The organism is Thermoleptolyngbya sp. C42_A2020_037 (assembly GCF_015272455.1).
In the GTDB taxonomy this organism is placed as follows: domain Bacteria; phylum Cyanobacteriota; class Cyanobacteriia; order Elainellales; family Elainellaceae; genus Thermoleptolyngbya.
Map to the genome: position 1 here is coordinate 32,927 of NZ_JACYLP010000054.1, position 20,050 is coordinate 52,976.

Here is a 20,050-nt window from a genome sequence, read left to right on the forward strand (position 1 = left end):
AAGTTCCTGGGCGATCGCCCCTTGCAGGGTGAGCTAGCGTAAGCGCGATCGCCAGAAGCGCCCCTTGCCGCGTACCGAATCTGCCCTGCCGCCACTGCCACCCCAGCAAAAATCGCGCACAAACTCCCAGGAAACAGCCCTCTGAAAGCGTTCTGGTAGTTTTTTTCTAAACCTTTGCTCAAAATATAGCCTGTCGTTTCCGCAGGTTTTCCACAAATCGTAGATAAACTGTGCCATTTTTCTAAATTGCGTGTACCATTGCTGGCTAAGTGTAGCTACATTCAGGAGATTTCTCCGCTGTCGATTGGGAGGCGGGTTGGGGCCTTTGTCAGGCGATCGCCAACTTGATTCAAAAATTTCGTTCAGCAGGTCGGTTTGGGTTAGCCGATTCAACAATTCAGGGTGTCGGTTTGTGTGGGTCGTTGCTGCTTGAACGATGAAGGGCAAGCTATAAGAGAGGTTTAACTGGGGTACTTAGACCCAGTTCTCTGGCTTGATCGGCAATCTTTTCAGTTTTTTAGCTTGAAAGCCTATATTCTTGTGTTCGGCTGCATGATTCTGAATTAAATTGGGTAGCATGTGTGTTCAGGATCTCCAAACTTAGTCTCAGTTAATAGTCCAGGTTGTGTTCGTTTTCGGACACAGTTTTGCAGTTTGATACGGTCTAAGTTTGCAGGCACTTTCCATACTCACCTTCTCCACCCTCATTCCTAAAACTGTGTTTAGCAACGTCAAGGGATTATTTTCAAAAAAGACAAAGGGTGTCGGCATTGAATTGACCCCTGAGCGCGTCAACGTTGCCCGCCTGAAACGAAAGGGGCAAGGCTTTCAGCTTACGACGCTGGCCTCTGCCGAGGTGCCAGAGGGGATCTATCAGGAAGGGCAAATCCTGGACACTGCCGCCATGTCTGAAATCATTCAGTCTGTGCTGAGTGAAAGCAAACTCAAGGTCAAGAACGCGGCGACCGCAATTCCGGGCGGACGAGACACGGTAACCCGCATCATTCCGGTTCCCGCTGAGCTAGACGACCGGGAATTGCGCGAAATGGTGCTAAACCAGGAAGCTGGGCTATACCTGCCCTTCCCCCGCGAAGAAGCAGATGTAGATTATCAGAAGCTCGGTTTTTTTGTGGATGAAGACGGCATCGAGAAGGTGCAAGTGCTGCTGGTGGCCACCCGCAAAGAAGTGACCGACTCGTACTTGACGACATTTCAGCAGGCAGGGCTGGACGTGGATGTTCTGGAAATTAGCAGCTTTGCGCTAATTCGCACGATCCGAGAACAGTTGCGTCAGTTCACGCCCCAAGAGGCAGCTGCCATTGTCGATATCGAGTTTGAAAATACAGAAATCTCGATTGTGGTGGATGGCGTTCCCCAATTTTCCCGCACGGTTCCCATTGGCACTTACCAAATCCAGTCTGCCTTGAGCCGCGCCATGAACCTGCCCCCCTCGCGCAATACGGAATTGCTCCAGGGGATGACGGTGCCAATTGCTCCGATGGACAGCATGGGCACGCCCAAGGCACCCGGAACCAATCCTGGCACGGCGGCGATGCTGCGAGTGTTGGGCGAACTGGCGGACGAGCTGCGCCGCTCCATCGACTTCTATCTGAATCAAGGTGACAACCTGGAAGTGGCTCAACTGCTGCTGGCGGGGCCAGGCGGAGCAATTGGGCAGCTTGACGAGTTTTTCTCGCAGCGGCTCAGCCTGCCAGCCAGCCAGGTCGATCCGATTTCGGCGCTGTCGCTGGAGGTCGATCAGGAAATTCCTGAGTTGCAGCGTCCGGGATTAGGAGTGGTGTTGGGCTTGGGCTTACGGGAGGCGTGGTGAGATGTATAGTCTGGATGTCAATTTTCTCAATGACCGCATAGAGCGCCCGACGGATGGGGGTGGGGTTGCTGCCCGCAGAGCCGTTGTGCAGGATGACCCGCGTCCGATGTATGTGGGGGCGGCGATTGGGGTGCTGCTTCCGGCGCTGGTGGGCGGGTTCTGGCTCTTTTTGCAAAGCCAGACAGCCTCGCTGACGGCTCGACAGGCAGAATTGGATAGTCAGCTTGCAACGCTACAACAGGCGATGCAGGAGGTGCAGAATGTCGAAGCCCAGGTCGCACAACTGAATGCTGAAAACCAGGCGCTGGCTCAGGTCTTTGACCGGATTATCCCCTGGTCGGCGATTTTGCAGGATATTCGCGGCCGGGTTCCAGCGGGCGTGCAGTTGACCAACGTGACGCAGTTGGCTCCGGAGGCTGTTCCGCCGCCGCCCCCGCCCGCTGACCCCAGCCAGCCTGCTCCGCCGCCGCCAGAGGTGCCGCCTTCTCGATTGGAAATTTCGGGTAATGCCCGCACCTTTGCTGAAGCCAATGACTTTATGCTGCTGCTTCAGCAGTCGCCGTTCTTGGACAGCCGCGAGGTGAGGCTGGTGGATGCGCGGCTGGTGGATAGCCCGATTCAAACGGAGTTTGTGGGGGAGGGCGATCGCCCTGAGGGGCTAGAGGTGCAGCTACCCAAGGTCGTTCAGTATAAAATCACCGCTGGACTCACGCCCCGTCCCTCTTCAGAACTGCTGCAAGATATGGAGAACACGCTATCGGTAGGCTTGCCTGCTCGGATTGATCAGCTTCGCAAACTGGGGGTTGTGACACCATGACCGTGGGTGGAGATTACATTCCTGGAGAAGAGTACGGCGCTCTCGAAGAGCCGAATTATCCCGTTGTTTTTGGAGTGCGGCTGACACCCCGTGTCAACGGCATCTTGCTGGCACTGGCAGGTTTATTGGGTGCGACTTACTTGTTGGTCAATGCAGTAATGCCCAAGTGGGAAGAAAATGCGGCGCTGCGGGCAGATATCGCCGCCAAAGAGCAGCAGTTGGTGAACCAGGGGCAGGCGCAGCAGCAAATTGAAGAAGCCCGCGCCAAGCTGGCCGAGGCAGAGCAGCTCCGGGCTGATGTGCTGGCGCTGTTTGCCGATGAAGAAGGGCTGGATACGCTGCTGATTGACGTGAACGAGCGGGTACAGGCGGCAAATGCCCGCATTACCGATCCCGATCGTCGAGCCACCCTGTCAAAGTTTGAGCTAGTGCCTCCCCCGGCTGGGCCGGATGGTCAGCCCAGCGATCTGGTGACCGATGGTTCTCTGGGTGCTGCGGTCAACAACAAGCTGCGCCAGCGTCTCTACAACGTGGAGATGGAGGGCAGCTTTGCTCAGGCGCAGTCGGTGATTCGCAACATTGAGCGCTTGCAGCCGCTGCTTGTGCTGCGGAACTTTAGCTCTACCCCAACTGACCCACCCAAGCTGCGGCTCAATCAGCAGGGGCGGCCGCTACCCAATCAGGATGCAGAGCCTCGGCTGAGAACCAGTTTCCAGGTGCAGGCGCTCATGCCTGCTCCGATCCAGCCGCCCGCCCCGCCTGCGCCGCCTGCTGATCCAAATGCACCTGCTGCCGATCCGAATGCACCTACTGCTGATCCAAACGCGCCCCCGCAGTAGCGTTTGCTGGACTGCCCCCTGCTGATGCCTGCTTTTGTTGTTTTGAAGACTAGATGCTTAGAATTCGCCTGTTTGTTAAGGAGGAGTGACCTGTGAAACCGCATCTTGGATTGGCTGGATTGGTGACAAGTGGTGCAGTAGTGCTGATGGCGAGCCAGCCAGCCCAAGCTGCTGCGACCCAAATTACGGGTGTGCAGGTGTTTCAAACCGCCGTTGGGATGGAGCTGGTGCTGCAAACGCGAAATGGCGATCGCCCCCAGGTCTTTGCCGTCAATCGCGGCAACACCCTCGTTGCAGACATTACCAACGCCCAGCTACGCCTCCCCGAAGGCAACGGCTATTTGCAAAACAACCCCGCCCCTGGCATTAGCTCCGTCATGGTGACGCAACTCGACCCCAATAGCGTGCGCGTCGCGGTCATGGGTACGGCGGCTCCCCCAGCCAACCAGGTGCGGCAAGATGGCACCGCCATCGTGTTTAGCCTGACCGCTGATGGCGCGGGTGTCGGCAGTCTGCCCAGCCAGCCTAGTTTCCCCTCGGCCCAAGTTCCGCCGCCAACACTCCCCGGCGGCAGCACCTTCCCGTCTAACCCCGCCATTCCGCCCTCTCAGGTACTCGTACCCAACCCGCAGGTTTCGATCAATGGCACGCCTGTCAGCCCGTCTGGCGCGTTCCCAGGGCAGGTGCCGCCGCTGTTGCCTCGCGCTGTAGCGCCCCCCGTCGGGGATATTGCCGTCGCCACGACCGATGTTTCGCCCACAGTTATTGATCTGGGCACTTCAGAGATCGTGCCGCGCCTAGTGCTGCGGGATGCGCCCGTGCGGGATGTGCTATCGCTGCTGGGCCGCGCTGCGGGGCTAAACGTAGCGTATCTAGATCGACCGTCTCAAACTGAAGGAGTAGATGCCCAATCAGCCCAGGAGACCTCTGCCGCTGCCGATGCCCGCATTTCACTGGACATCGAAAACGAACCCGTGCAGAACGTGTTTAACTATGTGCTGCGGATTAGCGGGTTGGATGCCAATCTGGTCGGACGGACGGTATTCGTTGGCACACGCCTGCCCAACTCCGCCCGTTCCGTCGTATCGCGCACCCTCCGGCTCAACCAGGCCAGCGTCGGCGCGGCCCTGAATTTCTTGGTGGGCTTGGGCGCAGAAACTGCCGTCAGCCGTCGTCGTCAGGTGGTTACGGCGCTGGCAGTTCCCGTGCAGGGCAGCGATATCGGCGCTGCGGCCGCTGCTGGCCCGACTCAGGTGCAAACAACTGAGGAAGACCGGATCGAAGTGCAGCGGGTGGATTATCAAGACGCAACGCCGCTGCTGCGTGGACTACAGGTGATCGGTGACGAGCGGACGCGCTCCATTACGCTAGTGGGCACGCCCCGGCAAATTGAAATTGCCACGGCTCAACTCTCGCAGCTTGATGTTCGCCAGCGGCAGGTTGCGATTAATGTCCGCGTGATCGATGTGAACCTGCTAGGAATCGATCGGGCTGGAACCAGTTTCTCTTTTGGTATCGATGACACTCGCGTCATTCAAGACGGCGGACAAGTGGTTATCAACTTTGGCTCTGGTGGGCCAAATACTGGCAGCACGCCTGGCAGCATTTTGAGTCCGGTCTCTGAAATTACTGGGTTGGGAGGACTGATTGTCGGTCAACCAACCAATGCATTTGACTTTACACGAAACTTCTTGGCGCAGTTGCGTTTTGCGGTGACTAGCGGCAACGCTAAGATTCTGACTGACCCAACGTTGGTGGTGCAGGAAGGACAAGAAGCACAGGTTCAGTTGACAGAGGACGTGGTTACAAACTTCGAGATCGAGACAGAAGGGATTGGTAACCAACGAACTCAAACCTTGACGGTGGAAACTACACCTGCGGGGTTGATTTTAAACGTGCGGGTTGAAGGCATTGATGATAATGGCTTTGTGACGCTTTCGGTTGGGCCAACGATTTCCTCTCCCTCTCGGGTAGAAACCTTCGAGATTCAAGACTCTGTGCTGCGAGTGACGCTGCTGGCTATTCGGCGACTGTCCTCTGGCTTGGTGCGGGTGCGGGATGGGCAGACGTTGATCTTGTCGGGGATTATTCAAGACAGCGATCGCGCTGAAGTAACGAAAGTCCCCATTTTGGGCGATATCCCCATTTTGGGTGCGCTGTTCCGCCGAACCCAGCGAACGAATCAACGGCAGGAAGTGATCGTCATGCTCACGCCGCAGATTATCGACGACTCGGACACCTCTACCTTTGGCTATCGCTATGTGCCCAGCCGCGATGTCCAGCAGATTTTGGAGCGGGGGAGACGCTAGCGGTGAATACCGAGTTTTCGGCTTGTTTGGAGGGGGTGCATCGGTTCCCTAACCCGCCTCCAGGATTGGTTTGACTGCCTTTCGAGCGATTTGCAGGATGAAAAACCCAAAAAAATCCTTCAAATCCACATAAATTAAAGGTTTCAACGATCCAGAACCCCTGAGTTGCCCTTAGAATAGGGCATTGAAAATTCGAGTTGACAAGGGTTTCAGCGATTTTTCCTGAAACCGATCGAGTCTATCTACTCAGTCTCCAGATGAGAGTTGTTCAGATTGCACCTGCTCAGGCTGCATCTGCGAGATTTGAGAGATTTTGAATCCTGGATAATCTAATCGAAGGAGATTCTCATGAATAAAGGTGAATTGGTTGATGCCGTAGCCGAAAAGGCAAACGTGACGAAGAAACAGGCCGACGCAGTGCTGTCTGCCGCGATTGATTCGATCATGGAAGCGGTGTCGAAGGGCGAGAAGGTAACGCTAGTGGGGTTTGGGTCTTTTGAACCCCGCGAGCGAAAGGAGCGGGAAGGTCGCAACCCCAAAACGGGTGAGGCGATGAAAATCCCGGCGACCAAGGTGCCTGCCTTTTCTGCTGGCAAACTGTTCAAAGACCTGGTGGCAAAATAGCAAGCGGTCTAGTGCAAAATTCGTTGCAAGATTGGCAAGACCTCAATCTGCCAGCATCCAAGTCGCAGCGCTCAGATTCTCAACATCCTGGGGCTGCCCAACCTGCACATGGGGGGAACATTGCCTGGGCTGCGGCTCTGGCGGGTTGTTCTCCCCATTTAATTTTGGACTTTTCGGCCAGCATTAATCCGCTGGGGCCGCCTCAGTCGGCGATCGCCGCGATCCAGGCTCACCTGGGCGACCTGTGCCATTATCCTGACCCCAGCTATACTGACCTGCGAGGGGCGATCGCCGCCTTCCATCACCTCTCTCCCGACTGGATCTTGCCCGGAAACGGAGCCGCTGAGCTGCTCACCTGGGCTGCCCGCGACCTGGCCACCTTGGACATCGTGCATTTGCTTACGCCTGCCTTTGGCGACTACCTCCGCGCCCTGCGGGCCTTTGGGGCCAACGTGGAGAAAATCCCTCTAGCGGTGGATCGCCTGATGGTAGCTCGCCTGACGATGGATGGAGCCTTAGAGCAAGCCATCCCCATGCCTCTAAGCCCCCGCTCTCACTCCGGCTGGCTGCTCAACAGCCCCCACAACCCCACCGGAACCCTGCTATCCCGCGAGAGAATCCGGGCGCTGCTGGACGAGTCGCCGCTGGTGGTGCTGGACGAGGCATTTATGGACTTCTTACTGCCGGAAGCACAGTCCCAAGCGAGCCTGCTGGCGTGGGTAGAGCAATATCCGAATTTGGTGATTGTGCGATCGCTCACAAAGTTCTATAGCCTGCCAGGGCTGCGCCTGGGCTATGCGATCGCCCATCCCGACCGACTGCGCCACTGGCAGCAATGGCGTGACCCCTGGAGCGTGAATTCTCTCGCCTCCGCAGCGGCGATCGCCGCCCTGGCCGACACGTCTTTTCAGCAGCGCACCTGGGACTGGCTGCCTCCTGCTCGTCAGCAGCTTTTCGACGGACTCGCGGCTCTGCCGGGTCTGCATCCCCTCCCCGGCGCTGCCAACTATCTCCTGGTGCAAACCGATGGCTCTGCCACCGACTTGCAAACCCACCTGCTCCAGCAGCACCAGATTTTGATTCGCCACTGCACCAGCTTTCCCGAACTGGGCGATCGCTTCTTTCGCGTTGCCGTGCGAACGATGGAGGAGAACCAGCGATTGCTGGAAGCCCTAGGGAGTGGGGTAAAAGGAAGAGAGAAGAACGAAGAACGAAGAATGAAGAACGAAAAATGAAAATTAAAACGTTCTTCTCTCTTCATTTTTCTCTCTTCGTTCTTCGTTCTTCATTTTTCGTTTTTCATTTTTCGTTTTTCACTTTGCCGAAGCTGCTCCAGCAGTTGCTCCATGTTGCGGGCTGGCTCATTGCAGCTAAGCCCCTGGCAAACGAGACCGATAGACTCGCCGGGCAGGTTGAATTCTGCGGCAAACATCGTTGTGGGATGGTACTGGCTTAGCAGGAATGGGAGGCGATCGCCTGATGTTTTGACCAGCGTATAGGTGTGCAGCCAGTCCAGCGCAATGAACAGGCTAGGGCAGACCTGCGGTGTTTTTTCCATAACGCTACCAAAGCTCTGGAGTGACCGTTGTGCTTTCTCCAGATAGTCCAGCCGCCCGGCGCGGAGGAACAGGCGGATCAGGTTGGCGATCGCCACGCCGTTGGCCGCAGGAATGGCGCTATCGTCATAGCTGCGTTCGCGAATGACCAGATCATCGCGGGCATCGGTGTTGTAATAGCCGCCTTCGTCGCTGCCCAGGTGCGCGTCAAATTCAGCTTGCAACGTCAGGGCGCGATCGAGAAAATGGGCAGGCAGGTCACCAGAGGCAATGGGCGCAAGGGCGATATTGCTCCGCGAGGCTAGTGCCAACGCCGCCTGATCCAGATCCAGCAGCGCCTTGATCAGCAGGGCATAGTCTTCGGACTGAGCCAGCACGCTCACCGCGCCGTCATAGTTCAGCCGATGCAGGCGATCGCCGACAATTTGATGCTGCCAGATAAAGTCGGCGGCACGGTTGGCCAGGTGAAAGTAGTCCTCTCGCTGAAGCACCGCCGCCGCGCGGGCCAGCCCAGAAATCATCAGGCTATTCCAGGCGACGATCATTTTGGTGTCGGTGACGGCGGGAATGCGGCCCGGCCAGGCATGGGTTTTGGCTTCTTCGTTGTTGCGGGCGGGCGGAAAGGCGGCAACGCCCGGAGCGCTGCCATAGCGAACTGCAAACAGCGTTGCCAGCGATTGCTCAACCGACTCAGGTAGCGTTCCCGGTTGTCGCCGCTGGAGGACGTTTTTCCCCTCAAAGTTTCCCGCTGGCGTGATCGTGAAGTATTCCGCCAGTTCTAGCAGGGACGTTTCAGAGAGATGCGCTTCCAAATCGGCATAGCGCCAGACGTAAAATGCACCCTCTTCGGGTTCAGCATCGTCTGGGGTCACGAAGCTATCGGCATCCTGGGCAGCGTAGAAATAGCCCTCCGGCGCGGTCATTTCCCGCTGGAGCCACTGCACCGTGAGGGCGATCGCCCGCTCAAAGGCCGGCTCCTGCATTCCCGCCGCCCACAGGTTCGCCAGATACTCCACGATCTGCCCATTGTCGTAGAGCATCTTTTCAAAATGGGGCACTGTCCAGGTCGGGTCTACGGTATAGCGATGAAAACCACCCGCCACATGGTCAAAAATGCCGCCCAGCGCCAGATCCAGACCCCGCTGGCGGCACTGCTCTCGCGCATCATAGCGGACGGTTGAACCTTCCAGCGGCTCCGAATCGGCAAACCGGATGCCCCGCAGGGCTGCCTCTGCATAGGGAATCATCGGAAAGCTAGGGCCCATGTCTCTGGCCGACAGGATGCCCGCGCAGTATCGCAAGCCCTGTTGCAACAGCGCATTGTCTAACGACTCCGCCGCCGACACCGTTGCCGTTTGCTGGAATCGCGCCCGGATCTCTGCCTGAACTGATTGCAGCCGAGGGCGATCGCTCTCATAGATCCGCTTCAACTCCTGCAACACCCGCAAAAAGCCCGGCCGCCCATAGCGCGGCTCCACCGGAAAATAAGTCCCACCATAGAACGGCAGCAGCGTTTCTGGGTCGAGAAACACATTCAGCGGCCAGCCGCCCGCCCCCGTCATCATTTGCAGCGCCTGCATGTAGATGCTGTCTACGTCTGGCCGCTCTTCCCGATCGACCTTAATGGCAACGTAGTGGGCATTCATATAGTTGGCAATTTCCAGGCTAGAAAACGCCTCGCCCTCCATCACCGTACACCAGTGACAGCTTGAGTAGCCAATCGACAGGAAAATCGGTCGATTCTCCCGCCGCGCTAGGGCGATCGCCTCCTCACACCACGGCCACCAGTCAATCGGATTCTCCGCGTGCTTCCGCAGATACAGGCTTTGGGCGTTTGCAAGTCGGTTCATCAGAAATTGGGAGTATTAGAACACCGGGGTCGTCGATTCCCCTCCCCCATCATCCCACCCTCTTCCCTTTTCCCTCTTCGTTCTTCCCTCTTCCCTCTTCCCTCTTCCCTCTTCCCTCTTCGTTCTTCGTTCTTCCCTCTTCCCTCTTCCCTCTTCCCCTCTTACTTCAACATCTGCTCAAACTGCTTCTCCCAGGTCTGATGGTTGCCCCGCGCTACCTGAATGACGGGTGTGTAGCCGAGAATGCTGTTCACTGTCCAGTTCACCAGAGACATGGGGAAGCGCAGCGGGCGGGCAATGTCGAGAAACAGCACCACGCGATAGTCATCCGTGTCGTTCCAGACCTGGTGATAGTAGGTGTCGTCGAAAATCAGACTCTTGCCTTCTTCCCAGTAGGCAGTTTGCCCATTAATCTCAATGCGGCAGTTTTCGCGGGGTTCGGGCACCTTTAGCGCCAAGTGATAGCGGATCAGTCCCTTATGCTTGCCCCGGTGCAGCGGGATGTGCTTCCCTGGCGCGAGAATCGAAAAGAAGGCGACCTTCAGCCCCGGAATGGTTTCTAGCAGCTTCACGGTTTCTGGGCAGCGCTGACAGTTTGGCTCCGAGCGAAAGCCAAACGCCCAAAAGAAAAAGGTCTTCCAGCGGTCGTCGTTGGCGATGCGGTGCTGCCGGGGCGAAATGTCCTGAAAGTTGGGCAGTACATCAGCATATTCCATCACCTGATCCAGTTCTTTGCGGATCACCTGCCAGTTTGCCTCCAAGCGCTCGGCCCAGGGAAACTGCTCTTTGCTAAAGAACACCGACTCGCCGACGATCGAGTACTCCGGAACCTTGCTCTCGATAAATTTGACGACTTCCGTTAACGCGCTTCCCATAGTGATGGTTATAGTGATGGTTAATCTTTCCTTTGTGACTGACCTTTGTGACTGACTCCGCAGCTATCCTCTGAGGCCGACTCGTTCTTCCGCCATGCGGATTTCGCGCTCTACGGTTAATCCTGCCAAATATTGGCGGTCTTCGGTGATGTGGGGAAACTTGAGATGGGCTTCGGGAATCCCCCGCTGGAGCAAGCGCTGACGCAGCGTTTCAAAGCTGCCCGGTGCCAAAATCCGCAAGCGCGGCGGCGGCACTATATCTGCCCGCTTTTTGGCATAGGACAGATGCACCTCTTTCAAAATTTCGTCAAACCGTTGCAAGAATCGCTCTGGATCGGCGAGGGTCTGCCCCGGTGCCAGTTCTACGTTGACCAGATAGTGGGGCGGCACTTCATGCTCGGATAGCGTGATGCAGAAGTTTGCCAGCGACAGGTCGAATTCGTGCTGGAGGGTTTGCATCACCTGGATCGCGTGAAACTCGGTTGTTTTTTCGGTCGTAGAAGACAGCAGCCCGCCCAGCCGATGGCGAAAGATGACGATCGGGGCCTGGTTGTAGAAGCCGAGAATTTCCACGACATCGCCATTGTCGTAGCGGTATAGCCCGTTGTAATTGGTGACGACAATGCGATAGCGCTTGCCCAGCAGCACCTCATGGGGCAGCAGGGTTTGAGGATTTTCCAAGCCCCACTGGTCTTCGGGGAGAAATTCAAAAAAGCCGCTTTCGATGGCCAAGACGGTGCCATCGCGGTCGATGTCGTGATACACGCCGTAGGTGGCCTCAGCGGAGGAATAGATGCCGCCAAAGACGGGCGTATTGCCGAAGTAGTGGGGGAAGCGCTCCATGTAGAAGCTGGAGGTGCCGCCGCGTGCAGTGACAATCAGGGAAAGCCTAGGCCAGGCAAGTTTTGGCGTGAGCGTGCCGTGGGTTTTGAGGATGGCTCTCAGTTGGGCAGCGCGTTTGGGGGCAGGCTTGATCTGGCGTTCTAGCTGGGTGCGGAGATGCGGTTCTAGATCCAGCCAGGGGGCGATCGCCCCTTTGTCCAAATCTTCAACCAACTCTGCGCCGTAGCACTCCAGATAATCGCACAGTTGCAGCGCCGTCACCGGGAACGTCGCCCCCAGCAGCGACAGGTTTGCATCCCGCAGCGCAAATAATAGACAGACATAATGCCGCGCTGTGCTGTCGCCGATGAGCAGCGTTTCGTAGGGATGGGCAAAAATCTGCTTGTACAGCCAGCCGCTATGAATCACAGTGCCTGCACTGATGGGGCCATAGGGAATGCCGCCTTCGGTGGTGCCAAAGATCCGCGCCGAACTCGTCATCAGCATTTTGCCCAAGGGTAGCCTGCGTTCTTCTGCTGCTGCCACCATAAAGCCCGTGCTAACCTGGTTTGCCTTCGAGAGCATTCGGCGAGAGCGCTTCGTGGCCGGAATCAGCTTTTGCCGTCCTGTGGTGCCGCTGGTCATGTTGATGTACACCACGGGGTCGGGCGTTAGCACATTGGGAATGCCCTGAGCCACACGCTGAGCGTAGGGTTCATAGACCGTGTAGGGCGAAATCGGCACCTGCTGTCGAAATTGCTCTACGCTTTTGATAGTTGCCAATCCCAACTGCTGCCCCAGTTCCGTGTCTTGATAGCAGCGTAATAAGTCCAGTAAAAACTTCTCTTGAACTGCCGCGACATTCTTGGTTTGCTGAACAAACCGATTTTTCTTCCGACGCGCAGCAGCCTTCACCAACGACAGCAAAAGACTCCCCATGAATTCGCAACTCACACCACGTTACAAGTATTCATCCCGCAGGATGCAGGCCAATCTACCATTCACAAGACTTGGAAATTGACACAACTGTTCCACTTTGGGCAGAGCCACAAAAGTGGGCATTGCGCCATTCAAATTTGAATGGTCAGATTCTATGAATTGGAACGCAGTGGCGATTCATGCAAACGGGTGATTAGGCCGCTTTGGGAATTGTCCAGCGGGCGGGGCGGCTAGGCGAGGGAGGTTCGGGTCCGCCGTCCGAGCCAACGCCTTCAATCTTTTCGGGCAGCGGGCGTGGCTCTCGGTCAAACCATTTGCGATAGATTTCGGCGTATTTGCCGCTGTCGATGAGCGACTTGAGTCCATTGTTGACGAATTCCCGGTTGGGGGAGCCTTTAGGCAGGGCGATTCCCAAGAATTCATCGGTAAAGGGTTCGCCGGCTAGCTTCATGCCGCGCACGCTGCCGGTTTGGATGGCGTAGGAGGCTGCGGTTTCGCCGCTGATGACCGCATCGACCTTGCCTTGCAGCAGTTCGCTCCAGGCGGTTTTGCTGCTGTCGTAGCCGACGACCGTGGCATCAGGAATGGTGCGGGCGATGCTGGCCTGAACGGTTCCCGTTTCGACCCCAATGCGCTTGCCTGCTAGACTGTCGAGGTTGGTGATGCGGGTTTCGCCTTCGCGCACGGCGATCGCCATGCCGGATTTGAAATAAGGTCGGGAAAAATCAGCGACGCGCTGCCGTTCGGGGGTGATGGTGATGGCGGCGATCGCCATATCCACATCGTTACCGTATAGCTCCCGCATCACATCGTCGAAGAACGGCAGCGGCACATATTCCACCTGGGTTTGGGTGGCTTCCGCAAAGGCATTCATCAGGTCAATCTCAAAGCCCTGAAGTTGTCCGTCAGCCGTCTTAGAGGCAAAGGGCGGATAGTTGGGCACAACTGCGACGCGCATGGCTGAACCGGGTGCAACGGCCTGGGGGGTGGGGGCGCTACAGGCAGCAATAGCCACGGTAAACGTTAGCCCCAGGAGGGCCAGGCAGAGCGATCGCGCGAATCGGGATAACCGGATGAACTCAGGAAAAACCATTGCAACAAAGTCTCCTGGCGCTGGGGGGCTGAAAGCGGGATTTTGGATTTTGGGCAGAGATTTTGCAACGGCAACCTCGCGCCCTGTCTAAATTTTGGAGTGGGTTCTGTTCAAATTATCAAAATTGCCAACATTTTTTAAGCTGTTGCAAAAAATGTTGAAACACTCTCCGAAATGCCCAATGCCCTCAGCCTTGCTCAGCCTTCTTGCTCCTGAACCCGCATTGACTGTCGCTTTAGCTTTTCCGCCGGATTCATCCAGCGCTCCAAAAAACTGAAGAACTGCGACGAGAGGAGCGTTAGCACCAGGTAAACCAGCGCCACGGCAAAGTAAATTTCAAATGCCCGATAGGTCTGCGCGACGACCAACTGCCCCCGCCGCAGCAGTTCTTCAAAACCAATGACTGCCACTAGGCTCGTGTCTTTTAGACGGCTGATAAACTCATTCCCCAGCGGCGGAATCATCCGGCGAAACGCCTGCGGAAACACCACATAGCGCAGGGTTTGCATGGGGCCCAGCCCCAGCGATTGCGAGGCTTCTCGCTGCCCCAGCTCGATCGACTGGATGCCCGCCCGCACGATTTCGGCAATGTAGGCGGCTCCATTCAGGCTGAGCGCGAGGATTGCCGCAGTCCACTGGTTGAACTTTAGCCCGATGCCCATGCCTTGCAGCAGACTAGGCAGCCCGAAATAAATCATGAACAACTGCGCCAGCAGCGGCGTGCCCCGGAAGAAGTCGATATAGGCGATCGCCCCCAGCCGCACCAAGCGCGACGGCGACAGCCGCAGGATCGCCAGCACCGACCCCAGCACCAGCCCCAGCAGAATCGAGACGATGGTGAGTTGGAGGGTGGTAATGGCTCCGAGATAGAGGCTGGGGAGCGCGTTGAGAATGACTTCGAGCGATCGCTGCACGGTTTTTCCTAAAGTTTTTCCTAAAAACAAGTAAACGAATCACAGTACACGAATCACTGGGAATCTAATGGTGAATCGCGGACGCGATCGGCCCACGATTCACCTGGAGCGACTAAATCGGTGCGGCTTCAGGCAACACCGGCGGTTCGCCATCAAACCATTTTTGGTAAATCTCTTTGTATTTGCCGTTGGCGATGATGGTTTGCAATCCGGCGTTGATTTTCTCCAGATTGGGCGATCCTTTAGGCGTGGCGATGCCGTAGAACTCTTCGGTGAGCAGTTCGCCAACGACCTTCACACCGCGCACGCCGCCGCTTTTGATGGCGTAGAGAATGGCCGGCGCGTCGCTGATGGTGGCATCGACGTTGCCATTCGACAGTTCTTGCAGGGCGATCGGCGTGCTGTCGAAGGTGCGGACTTCGCTTGCGCCGGATTTGCGGGCTTCGGCTTCGCCCGTCGTACCAATTTGGGCCGAGATTTTCTTACCGCCCAGCGCGTCAAAACCTGTGATGTCGGTGTTGCTGTCTTGAACGGCGATCGCCAGACCTGCTTTGAAATACGGCCGCGAAAAATCCACCACTTCCGCCCGCTCTTTGGTGATAGTCATGGTGCTGATGGTGGCATCAATCGTGCCCGCCTGGAGTGCCGGGATAATGCCGTCGAAGGGTAGCCCTTCCATGTTCATCGTGAAGCCGCCCGCCTCGGCTACGGCATTCATCAGGTCAATATCAAAGCCCTCAAACTGGCCCGCGCCCGTTTGGGATTGGAATGGCGGAAAGGTGGGGTCGAGCGCCACTTTCAGGGGAGCCGTGTCGGCGGTTGACGGAGAGCCGCTGTCGGCGGTTGGCGCACTGCCCCCGCAGGCCGCAAACAGCACTACACAGACCAGGCTCAGCAGCCCTAGCCCCAGCGCCCGCCAGCGAATACGAGTGAATCTCAGCATGAAAATCGAACGCTCCTAAACTTGCCTAAAGTTACTAGCCTAAAGTTACTAAACGTTACAGGATTCCCCAAAGCAGGGTTCCAAAAATTACAAAATCCCAATGGGATAGGCGGATTGTCGTTTGCCTTGAGAGACTGAAATTGTACAGGCGATCGCCCATTTCTCGCGCAAAGATGGTACAGATCGTTAAACAATTTGCTCAAAAGATTTAGCCAGAAACATAACCAGATCAGACCTAAATCAGACCTAAAATCAGACCTGAAAAAATAGCCGACCGTAGCCGTGGCATCTACGTAGATGCGATCGCCCGTGCTAGAACAGCATCGTCTACCGACTCCTGACGAAATTCCGTTGCCTACAGCACCATTTCTGTCCCCTTAGCTCTGTTACCCATAGCCCACGCCGCCCATGAACGACAGCCTGCTTGCGCCCAATACCACCGCCATGCCCGCTATCGAGTTTGATCAGGTTGAGAAAAGCTTCGGTCAACTCAAGGTGCTGCGCGGCATCAGCGGCCATATCAACCCTGGCGAAGTGGTGGCGGTGATTGGCTCGTCGGGCTGCGGCAAAAGCACGCTGCTGCGGTGTTTTAACCATCTTGAAACGATTAACGGCGGACGGTTGGTGGTGAACGGAATTGACCTGTCGGCGGGCAGCGCCCTCAGCGCAGCAGACCTGCGCCTGCTCCATGCCCAGGTGGGGATGGTGTTTCAGCAGTTCAACCTGTTTCCCCACATGACGGTGCTGGACAACCTGACGCTGGCCCCGCGCAAGGTGCTGGGTCTGTCTGATAAAGAGGCGCGGCAGACGGCGCGGATCTTGCTGGAAAAAGTGGGACTGGGCGAAAAAGCCGAGGTCTATCCCGAAATGCTCTCTGGCGGGCAAAAGCAGCGGGTGGCGATCGCCCGCGCCCTCTGCATGAAGCCCAAAATCATGCTGTTTGATGAACCCACCAGCGCCCTCGACCCGGAACTGGTGGGCGAAGTGCTATTAGTCATGCAGCAACTCGCCGAAGAGGGCATGACGATGGTAATTGTGACCCACGAGATGCAGTTCGCCCGCGAAGTGGCCGATCGCGTCCTGTTTCTCAATCAGGGCCAGGTCGAAGAAGAAGGCCCGGCGCGACAGGTGCTAGACCATCCCCAGAGCGATCGCCTGCGGGCGTTTCTCAGCCGGATGTCGTTTGCCCGCGTATAAGAGTTTCGCGTGATAGAGTGACGGCATGACGGCGGATGATCACTTTTTATTCTGCATTCCGCTCTCATACCCCAAAGCTTTGATCCCTCGATGTCTTTAACCCCTCCCATGTCTTCTGCCCTCCCTGTTCCAACCTTCTTTGACCCGCAGCGCGTTGGTGAAGTCTGGCGTGTACCCTACGAAATGCGGGCGGCCCAGGCGGCGCTGTGGGCCAAAGAGCATGAATTAACGCCAGCGGTGATGGATGAGAAGCGGGTGTGTCTGCTGGCGATCGATGTGCAAAATACGTTCTGCATCCCTGAGTTTGAACTGTTTGTGGGCGGGCGATCGGGCCGGGGTGCGGTGGAAGACAATGTGCGGCTGTGTGAGTTTATCTATCGCAACCTGGGCAGCATTACGGCGATCGCCGCCACGATGGATACCCACACCGCAACCCAGATTTTTCACGCAGTGTTTTGGATCAATGAGGCTGGCGAGCATCCGCCCGCGATGACGATGATTTCGCTGGAGGATGTGGAAACGGGGGTGTGGCGCGTGAATCCGGCGATCGCCCCCAACATCGCCTACGGCACCGCAGACAGCCTGCAAGCCTACGCCCTCTACTACGTCCGCAAGCTGAGTCAGGATGGCAAATACCCGCTCACCATCTGGCCCTATCACTCTATGCTGGGCGGCATTGGGCACGCGCTGGTGTCGGCGGTAGAGGAGGCCTGCTTTTTTCACAGCATCGCCCGCCAAGCGCAGACCTTATTTGAACTCAAGGGCGGCCATCCGCTGACGGAAAACTACTCGGTGCTAAAGCCCGAAGTGACTGAAGACGCGCAACAGCGGGCGATCGCCCAAAAGAATCTGCCGCTGATTTCTATGCTGCTAGACTTCGACGCGGTGCTGATTGCCGGACAGGCCAAGAGCCACTGCGTCGCCTGGACGATCGATGACCTGCTGACGGAAATTCAGGCGATTCACCCCAAGCTAGCCGACCGGATTTATCTGCTGGAAGATTGCAGTTCGCCTGTCGTCGTTCCTGGCGTGGTGGACTTTACCGACGCGGCCGATGCCGCCTACGAGCGCTTTGCCGCCGCAGGAATGCACCGCGTAAAATCTACCGAGCCGATGGCAAGCTGGCTCCAGTAAGCGGAAATCTTTCGGTAATGGGAAAATCGGGCAGGGCGCATCTATTCTGCTCCGGCTTCGGGGTCTTGAGCTTCAGGGTCTTCAGCTTCAGGACGGATAGCCTGGGCGATCGCCTCTAGCACTCGTGCCGTTACAAATTCGGGCGACTCGCGGCCACGAAGCTGGACGTGGACATCTGCCTGAGCATAGAAGGGGCGGCGCTGATCGAGCAATTCCTGGATGCGCTGGCGCGGGTCGGGGTCTTGCAGCAGCGGGCGCGTGGTGCTGTGGCGCAGGCGATAATAGAGCGGCTCAGCGGGCACGTCCAGCCAGATGACAATGCCGTGGTGCAGGTAGCTCCAGTTTTGGGGACGCAGCACCGCACCGCCGCCTGTGGCGATCGCCAGACTGCCGTAGGCATAGGACGACAACTCTGCCAAAATTTGCGTTTCCAATTCACGAAATCTATCTTCGCCCTGCTCAGCAAAAATCTGGGCCACAGTCTGATGGGTCGCCGCTTCGACCAGCGCATCGGTGTCAAAAAACTGGTAGCCCAGCTTTTGCGCCACCAAGCGGCCGACGGTCGTTTTGCCACAGCCCATCATCCCCACCAGATAGAGGTTTGTGCGCCGCAGCCGCCGCACCGTCGTTTCGGCATCGGCAGGAACGGTGTGATCGGTGGACAGGTGAACCAGCAGCGATTCCGATTCGGTGGGTTTGCCGTTGGGCGGCGTGTCGTTCATGGCGTGAAAAGGGCGGCGAGAAGTCGGCGAAGATGACCCGCAAAAATTCCAGCAGCGACTCTGTAAACATTAATCTTATCCCAACCGCAGCGGTGGGTTGCCCTCTGGCGATCGCCCCGATCCCCCAGAGCGAGGAGGCGTGTCCCCGTCGTCATTCTCTTCGTCCTCGTCATCGTCCCAATCATCCCAAATTTCTCGATCCAGCGACCCGCGCCTTGCCACAGGCTCATCTGCCCCGTCGCCCCAGCTTTCGTCGCCCCAGCTTTCGTCGTCCCATACTTCGCCGCCATCGCGGCTGTCAGAGCGGCTGTAGGGGGCAACGGGGCGATCGCCGTCTTCCTCCCAGTCGCCTTCATCCTCCGCTTCGGCCGGGGCGAGCGGCTCTTCCTCTGGATAATGGGGGGGAGCAACGACCCGAAAGTCTGCCTCGTAAATCGAACCGGGCTTTGTGGACTCCTCGCTGAGTGAATCGAGTGAATCGGTCATAGCAGAATCGGCTGGGCGATCGGTCGCAGTGCCAGCCGACCTTGCCGCAGGAGCATCGGATGAAGCCTCCCCAGCAGAATTCTGGGCGGCACTCTTGGGCGACTCGTCTGGCGGAGCCTTGATGTTGTCGGTGGGGGTGTCTGGCTCGGCGCGGCGATAGCTGAAGGAGTAGACCGTGCCTGCTCGATAGCCCGTCTCTGGCTCTCGGTTAATCTCCACAATGGGGCGGCGAGGCTCGGCGGGCGGCTCCTCTGGCGAAGGCGACGAGGTGGGCTGGGCGGGCGGCTCTTCCTCCCAGTCGTCCCAGACCTCGCGCTCCTCCTCTGGCTCCTCATCCAGGTAGGGGCGATATTGATAGCCAGCGGAATCATCGGCCTCTGGCGGCTCCTCGACAACTTCGTAGGGGCGATATTGATAGGCCGACTCTGCCGCTGCATCTGCCTCGTAGGGCCGATATTGATACGCCGATTCGGTTTCGTAGGGGCGCTCTCGATACGTGGGTTCTGGCTCGGTGGGCGGCGAAATTTCCCGATAGGGTACGTCTTGAATCACCGTGCGGCTGCCTGCTGTCGAAGCACGCGGCGCGTCGTCCCAGTCGTCCCATTCGTTGCTGGGGCGGGGATTTTCCCAGTCATCTTCGGCGGCGGCCCAGGCGGCTTCGCTAGGGCGAGGAGCGTTGCCTGCTCGATCAACGGGTTCTGGGTCAAGCGGCTTCGTCCAGCCGCCTGTCCAGGGAGGCGGGGTCCAGGGTTCGCCCTGCGTGCTGGAGGGTCGGCGGCTGGGGCGGCGGGCCTTGCGGCGGGGCAATCGCCCGTTCGCCAAAAACCGAATCAGCGTGGCCACCAAGACCGTTGTGATGGCCCCCGCCAGCACCGCCCCCACCAGCCACACCGCCAGCGGCAGTGCCACCGTCTGCATTCCCAAAAACGTCAGCGCCACCGAAGGCGAGAGGTTTTGCAGCACCACGATGGCGAGTAGGGCAATGAAGAGGAAAAGCAGGATCGGGCGCATGGGCAGGAGAGGAGGGGTTGGGGGTCAGGGAGAACCGGGGTAGAGGGCTGGCAGATTCATCATAGCGAGTGTATGGGCGACTGTTTTG

At 57.6% G+C, this 20,050-nt stretch carries 15 protein-coding genes and 1 pseudogene; 8 read left to right on the forward strand and 8 right to left on the reverse strand.

Annotated features, from left to right (window positions below):
* The first annotated feature begins 718 nt into the window (after nucleotides 1–718).
* The 6 genes from pilM (at nucleotide 719) to cobD (ending at nucleotide 7,655) form a co-directional block, all read left to right on the forward strand.
* Nucleotides 719–1,831, forward strand: coding sequence for a type IV pilus assembly protein PilM (pilM, locus tag IGS16_RS19305; protein ID WP_172355206.1), 1,113 nt, complete (start codon nucleotides 719–721; stop codon nucleotides 1,829–1,831).
* Between the two features lies 1 nt (nucleotide 1,832).
* A complete protein-coding gene (locus IGS16_RS19310; protein WP_297088256.1) occupies nucleotides 1,833–2,648 on the forward strand; it encodes a PilN domain-containing protein in 816 nt (271 codons plus the stop codon).
* Nucleotides 2,645–3,487: a hypothetical protein gene (locus tag IGS16_RS19315; protein ID WP_297088258.1), complete on the forward strand. Its 843-nt coding sequence runs from the start codon at nucleotides 2,645–2,647 to the stop codon at nucleotides 3,485–3,487. The genes IGS16_RS19310 and IGS16_RS19315 overlap by 4 nt, the downstream gene beginning before the upstream one ends.
* A gap of 92 nt (nucleotides 3,488–3,579) precedes the next feature.
* Nucleotides 3,580–5,796, forward strand: a complete 2,217-nt coding sequence (locus tag IGS16_RS19320) for an AMIN domain-containing protein (protein ID WP_297088259.1) — start codon at nucleotides 3,580–3,582, stop codon at nucleotides 5,794–5,796.
* A gap of 348 nt (nucleotides 5,797–6,144) precedes the next feature.
* Nucleotides 6,145–6,420: an HU family DNA-binding protein gene (locus tag IGS16_RS19325; RefSeq protein ID WP_068509653.1), complete on the forward strand. Its 276-nt coding sequence runs from the start codon at nucleotides 6,145–6,147 to the stop codon at nucleotides 6,418–6,420.
* Between the two features lie 47 nt (nucleotides 6,421–6,467).
* Entirely contained in the window at nucleotides 6,468–7,655 is a 1,188-nt protein-coding gene (gene cobD, locus IGS16_RS19330) for a threonine-phosphate decarboxylase CobD (protein WP_297088324.1), read from the forward strand.
* Between the two features lie 50 nt (nucleotides 7,656–7,705).
* On the opposite strand, the gene IGS16_RS19335 is transcribed toward cobD, so the two are convergent.
* The 6 genes and pseudogenes from IGS16_RS19335 to IGS16_RS19360 all read right to left on the reverse strand — a co-directional run bounded on the left by IGS16_RS19335 (nucleotide 7,706) and on the right by IGS16_RS19360 (nucleotide 15,412).
* Nucleotides 7,706–9,829 carry a thioredoxin domain-containing protein gene (locus tag IGS16_RS19335; protein ID WP_367185832.1) on the reverse strand — a complete coding sequence of 708 codons (2,124 nt, stop codon included), beginning with the start codon at nucleotides 9,827–9,829 and terminating at the stop codon, nucleotides 7,706–7,708.
* Between the two features lie 158 nt (nucleotides 9,830–9,987).
* Nucleotides 9,988–10,701, reverse strand: coding sequence for an aspartyl/asparaginyl beta-hydroxylase domain-containing protein (locus tag IGS16_RS19340; RefSeq protein WP_068509649.1), 714 nt, complete (start codon nucleotides 10,699–10,701; stop codon nucleotides 9,988–9,990).
* 63 nt (nucleotides 10,702–10,764) lie between these two features.
* A complete protein-coding gene (locus IGS16_RS19345; RefSeq protein WP_297088263.1) occupies nucleotides 10,765–12,462 on the reverse strand; it encodes a GH3 auxin-responsive promoter family protein in 1,698 nt (565 codons plus the stop codon).
* 193 nt (nucleotides 12,463–12,655) lie between these two features.
* Nucleotides 12,656–13,555, reverse strand: a complete 900-nt coding sequence (locus tag IGS16_RS19350) for a transporter substrate-binding domain-containing protein (RefSeq protein WP_297088265.1) — start codon at nucleotides 13,553–13,555, stop codon at nucleotides 12,656–12,658.
* Between the two features lie 197 nt (nucleotides 13,556–13,752).
* A pseudogene (locus IGS16_RS19355) lies at nucleotides 13,753–14,460 on the reverse strand (amino acid ABC transporter permease); the annotation flags it as partial.
* A 121-nt stretch (nucleotides 14,461–14,581) separates the two neighbouring features.
* A complete protein-coding gene (locus IGS16_RS19360) occupies nucleotides 14,582–15,412 on the reverse strand; it encodes a basic amino acid ABC transporter substrate-binding protein (RefSeq protein ID WP_297088269.1) in 831 nt (276 codons plus the stop codon).
* A 408-nt stretch (nucleotides 15,413–15,820) separates the two neighbouring features.
* Between IGS16_RS19360 and IGS16_RS19365 the strand changes: the two genes are divergently transcribed.
* Together IGS16_RS19365 and IGS16_RS19370 are read left to right on the forward strand one after the other, a co-directional pair.
* Nucleotides 15,821–16,609, forward strand: a complete 789-nt coding sequence (locus IGS16_RS19365; protein WP_297088271.1) for an amino acid ABC transporter ATP-binding protein — start codon at nucleotides 15,821–15,823, stop codon at nucleotides 16,607–16,609.
* A 108-nt stretch (nucleotides 16,610–16,717) separates the two neighbouring features.
* A complete protein-coding gene (locus tag IGS16_RS19370; RefSeq protein WP_297088273.1) occupies nucleotides 16,718–17,743 on the forward strand; it encodes an isochorismatase in 1,026 nt (341 codons plus the stop codon).
* A 41-nt stretch (nucleotides 17,744–17,784) separates the two neighbouring features.
* Here the strand turns inward: IGS16_RS19370 and IGS16_RS19375 are convergent, their stop codons facing one another.
* On the reverse strand, nucleotides 17,785–18,465 hold the full coding sequence (locus tag IGS16_RS19375; protein ID WP_297088275.1) for a shikimate kinase: 681 nt from the start codon (nucleotides 18,463–18,465) through the stop codon (nucleotides 17,785–17,787).
* Nucleotides 18,466–18,540: 75 nt separating this feature from the next.
* Nucleotides 18,541–19,962, reverse strand: a complete 1,422-nt coding sequence (locus tag IGS16_RS19380) for a hypothetical protein (protein WP_297088278.1) — start codon at nucleotides 19,960–19,962, stop codon at nucleotides 18,541–18,543.
* Nucleotides 19,963–20,050: the final 88 nt, after the last annotated feature.

Excerpts from the sequence above, each read along its gene's own strand:
- IGS16_RS19340 (WP_068509649.1), bottom strand. The coding sequence starts at position 10,701 with ATGGGAAGCGCGTTAACGGAAGTCGTCAAATTTATCGAGAGCAAGGTT.
- IGS16_RS19310 (WP_297088256.1), top strand. The coding sequence starts at position 1,833 with ATGTATAGTCTGGATGTCAATTTTCTCAATGACCGCATAGAGCGCCCG.
- IGS16_RS19375 (WP_297088275.1), bottom strand. The coding sequence starts at position 18,465 with ATGAACGACACGCCGCCCAACGGCAAACCCACCGAATCGGAATCGCTG.
- IGS16_RS19325 (WP_068509653.1), top strand. The coding sequence starts at position 6,145 with ATGAATAAAGGTGAATTGGTTGATGCCGTAGCCGAAAAGGCAAACGTG.
- IGS16_RS19370 (WP_297088273.1), top strand. The coding sequence starts at position 16,718 with ATGTCTTCTGCCCTCCCTGTTCCAACCTTCTTTGACCCGCAGCGCGTT.
- IGS16_RS19360 (WP_297088269.1), bottom strand. The coding sequence starts at position 15,412 with ATGCTGAGATTCACTCGTATTCGCTGGCGGGCGCTGGGGCTAGGGCTG.
- IGS16_RS19315 (WP_297088258.1), top strand. The coding sequence starts at position 2,645 with ATGACCGTGGGTGGAGATTACATTCCTGGAGAAGAGTACGGCGCTCTC.
- IGS16_RS19380 (WP_297088278.1), bottom strand. The coding sequence starts at position 19,962 with ATGCGCCCGATCCTGCTTTTCCTCTTCATTGCCCTACTCGCCATCGTG.
- IGS16_RS19345 (WP_297088263.1), bottom strand. The coding sequence starts at position 12,462 with ATGGGGAGTCTTTTGCTGTCGTTGGTGAAGGCTGCTGCGCGTCGGAAG.
- IGS16_RS19365 (WP_297088271.1), top strand. The coding sequence starts at position 15,821 with ATGAACGACAGCCTGCTTGCGCCCAATACCACCGCCATGCCCGCTATC.
- IGS16_RS19350 (WP_297088265.1), bottom strand. The coding sequence starts at position 13,555 with ATGGTTTTTCCTGAGTTCATCCGGTTATCCCGATTCGCGCGATCGCTC.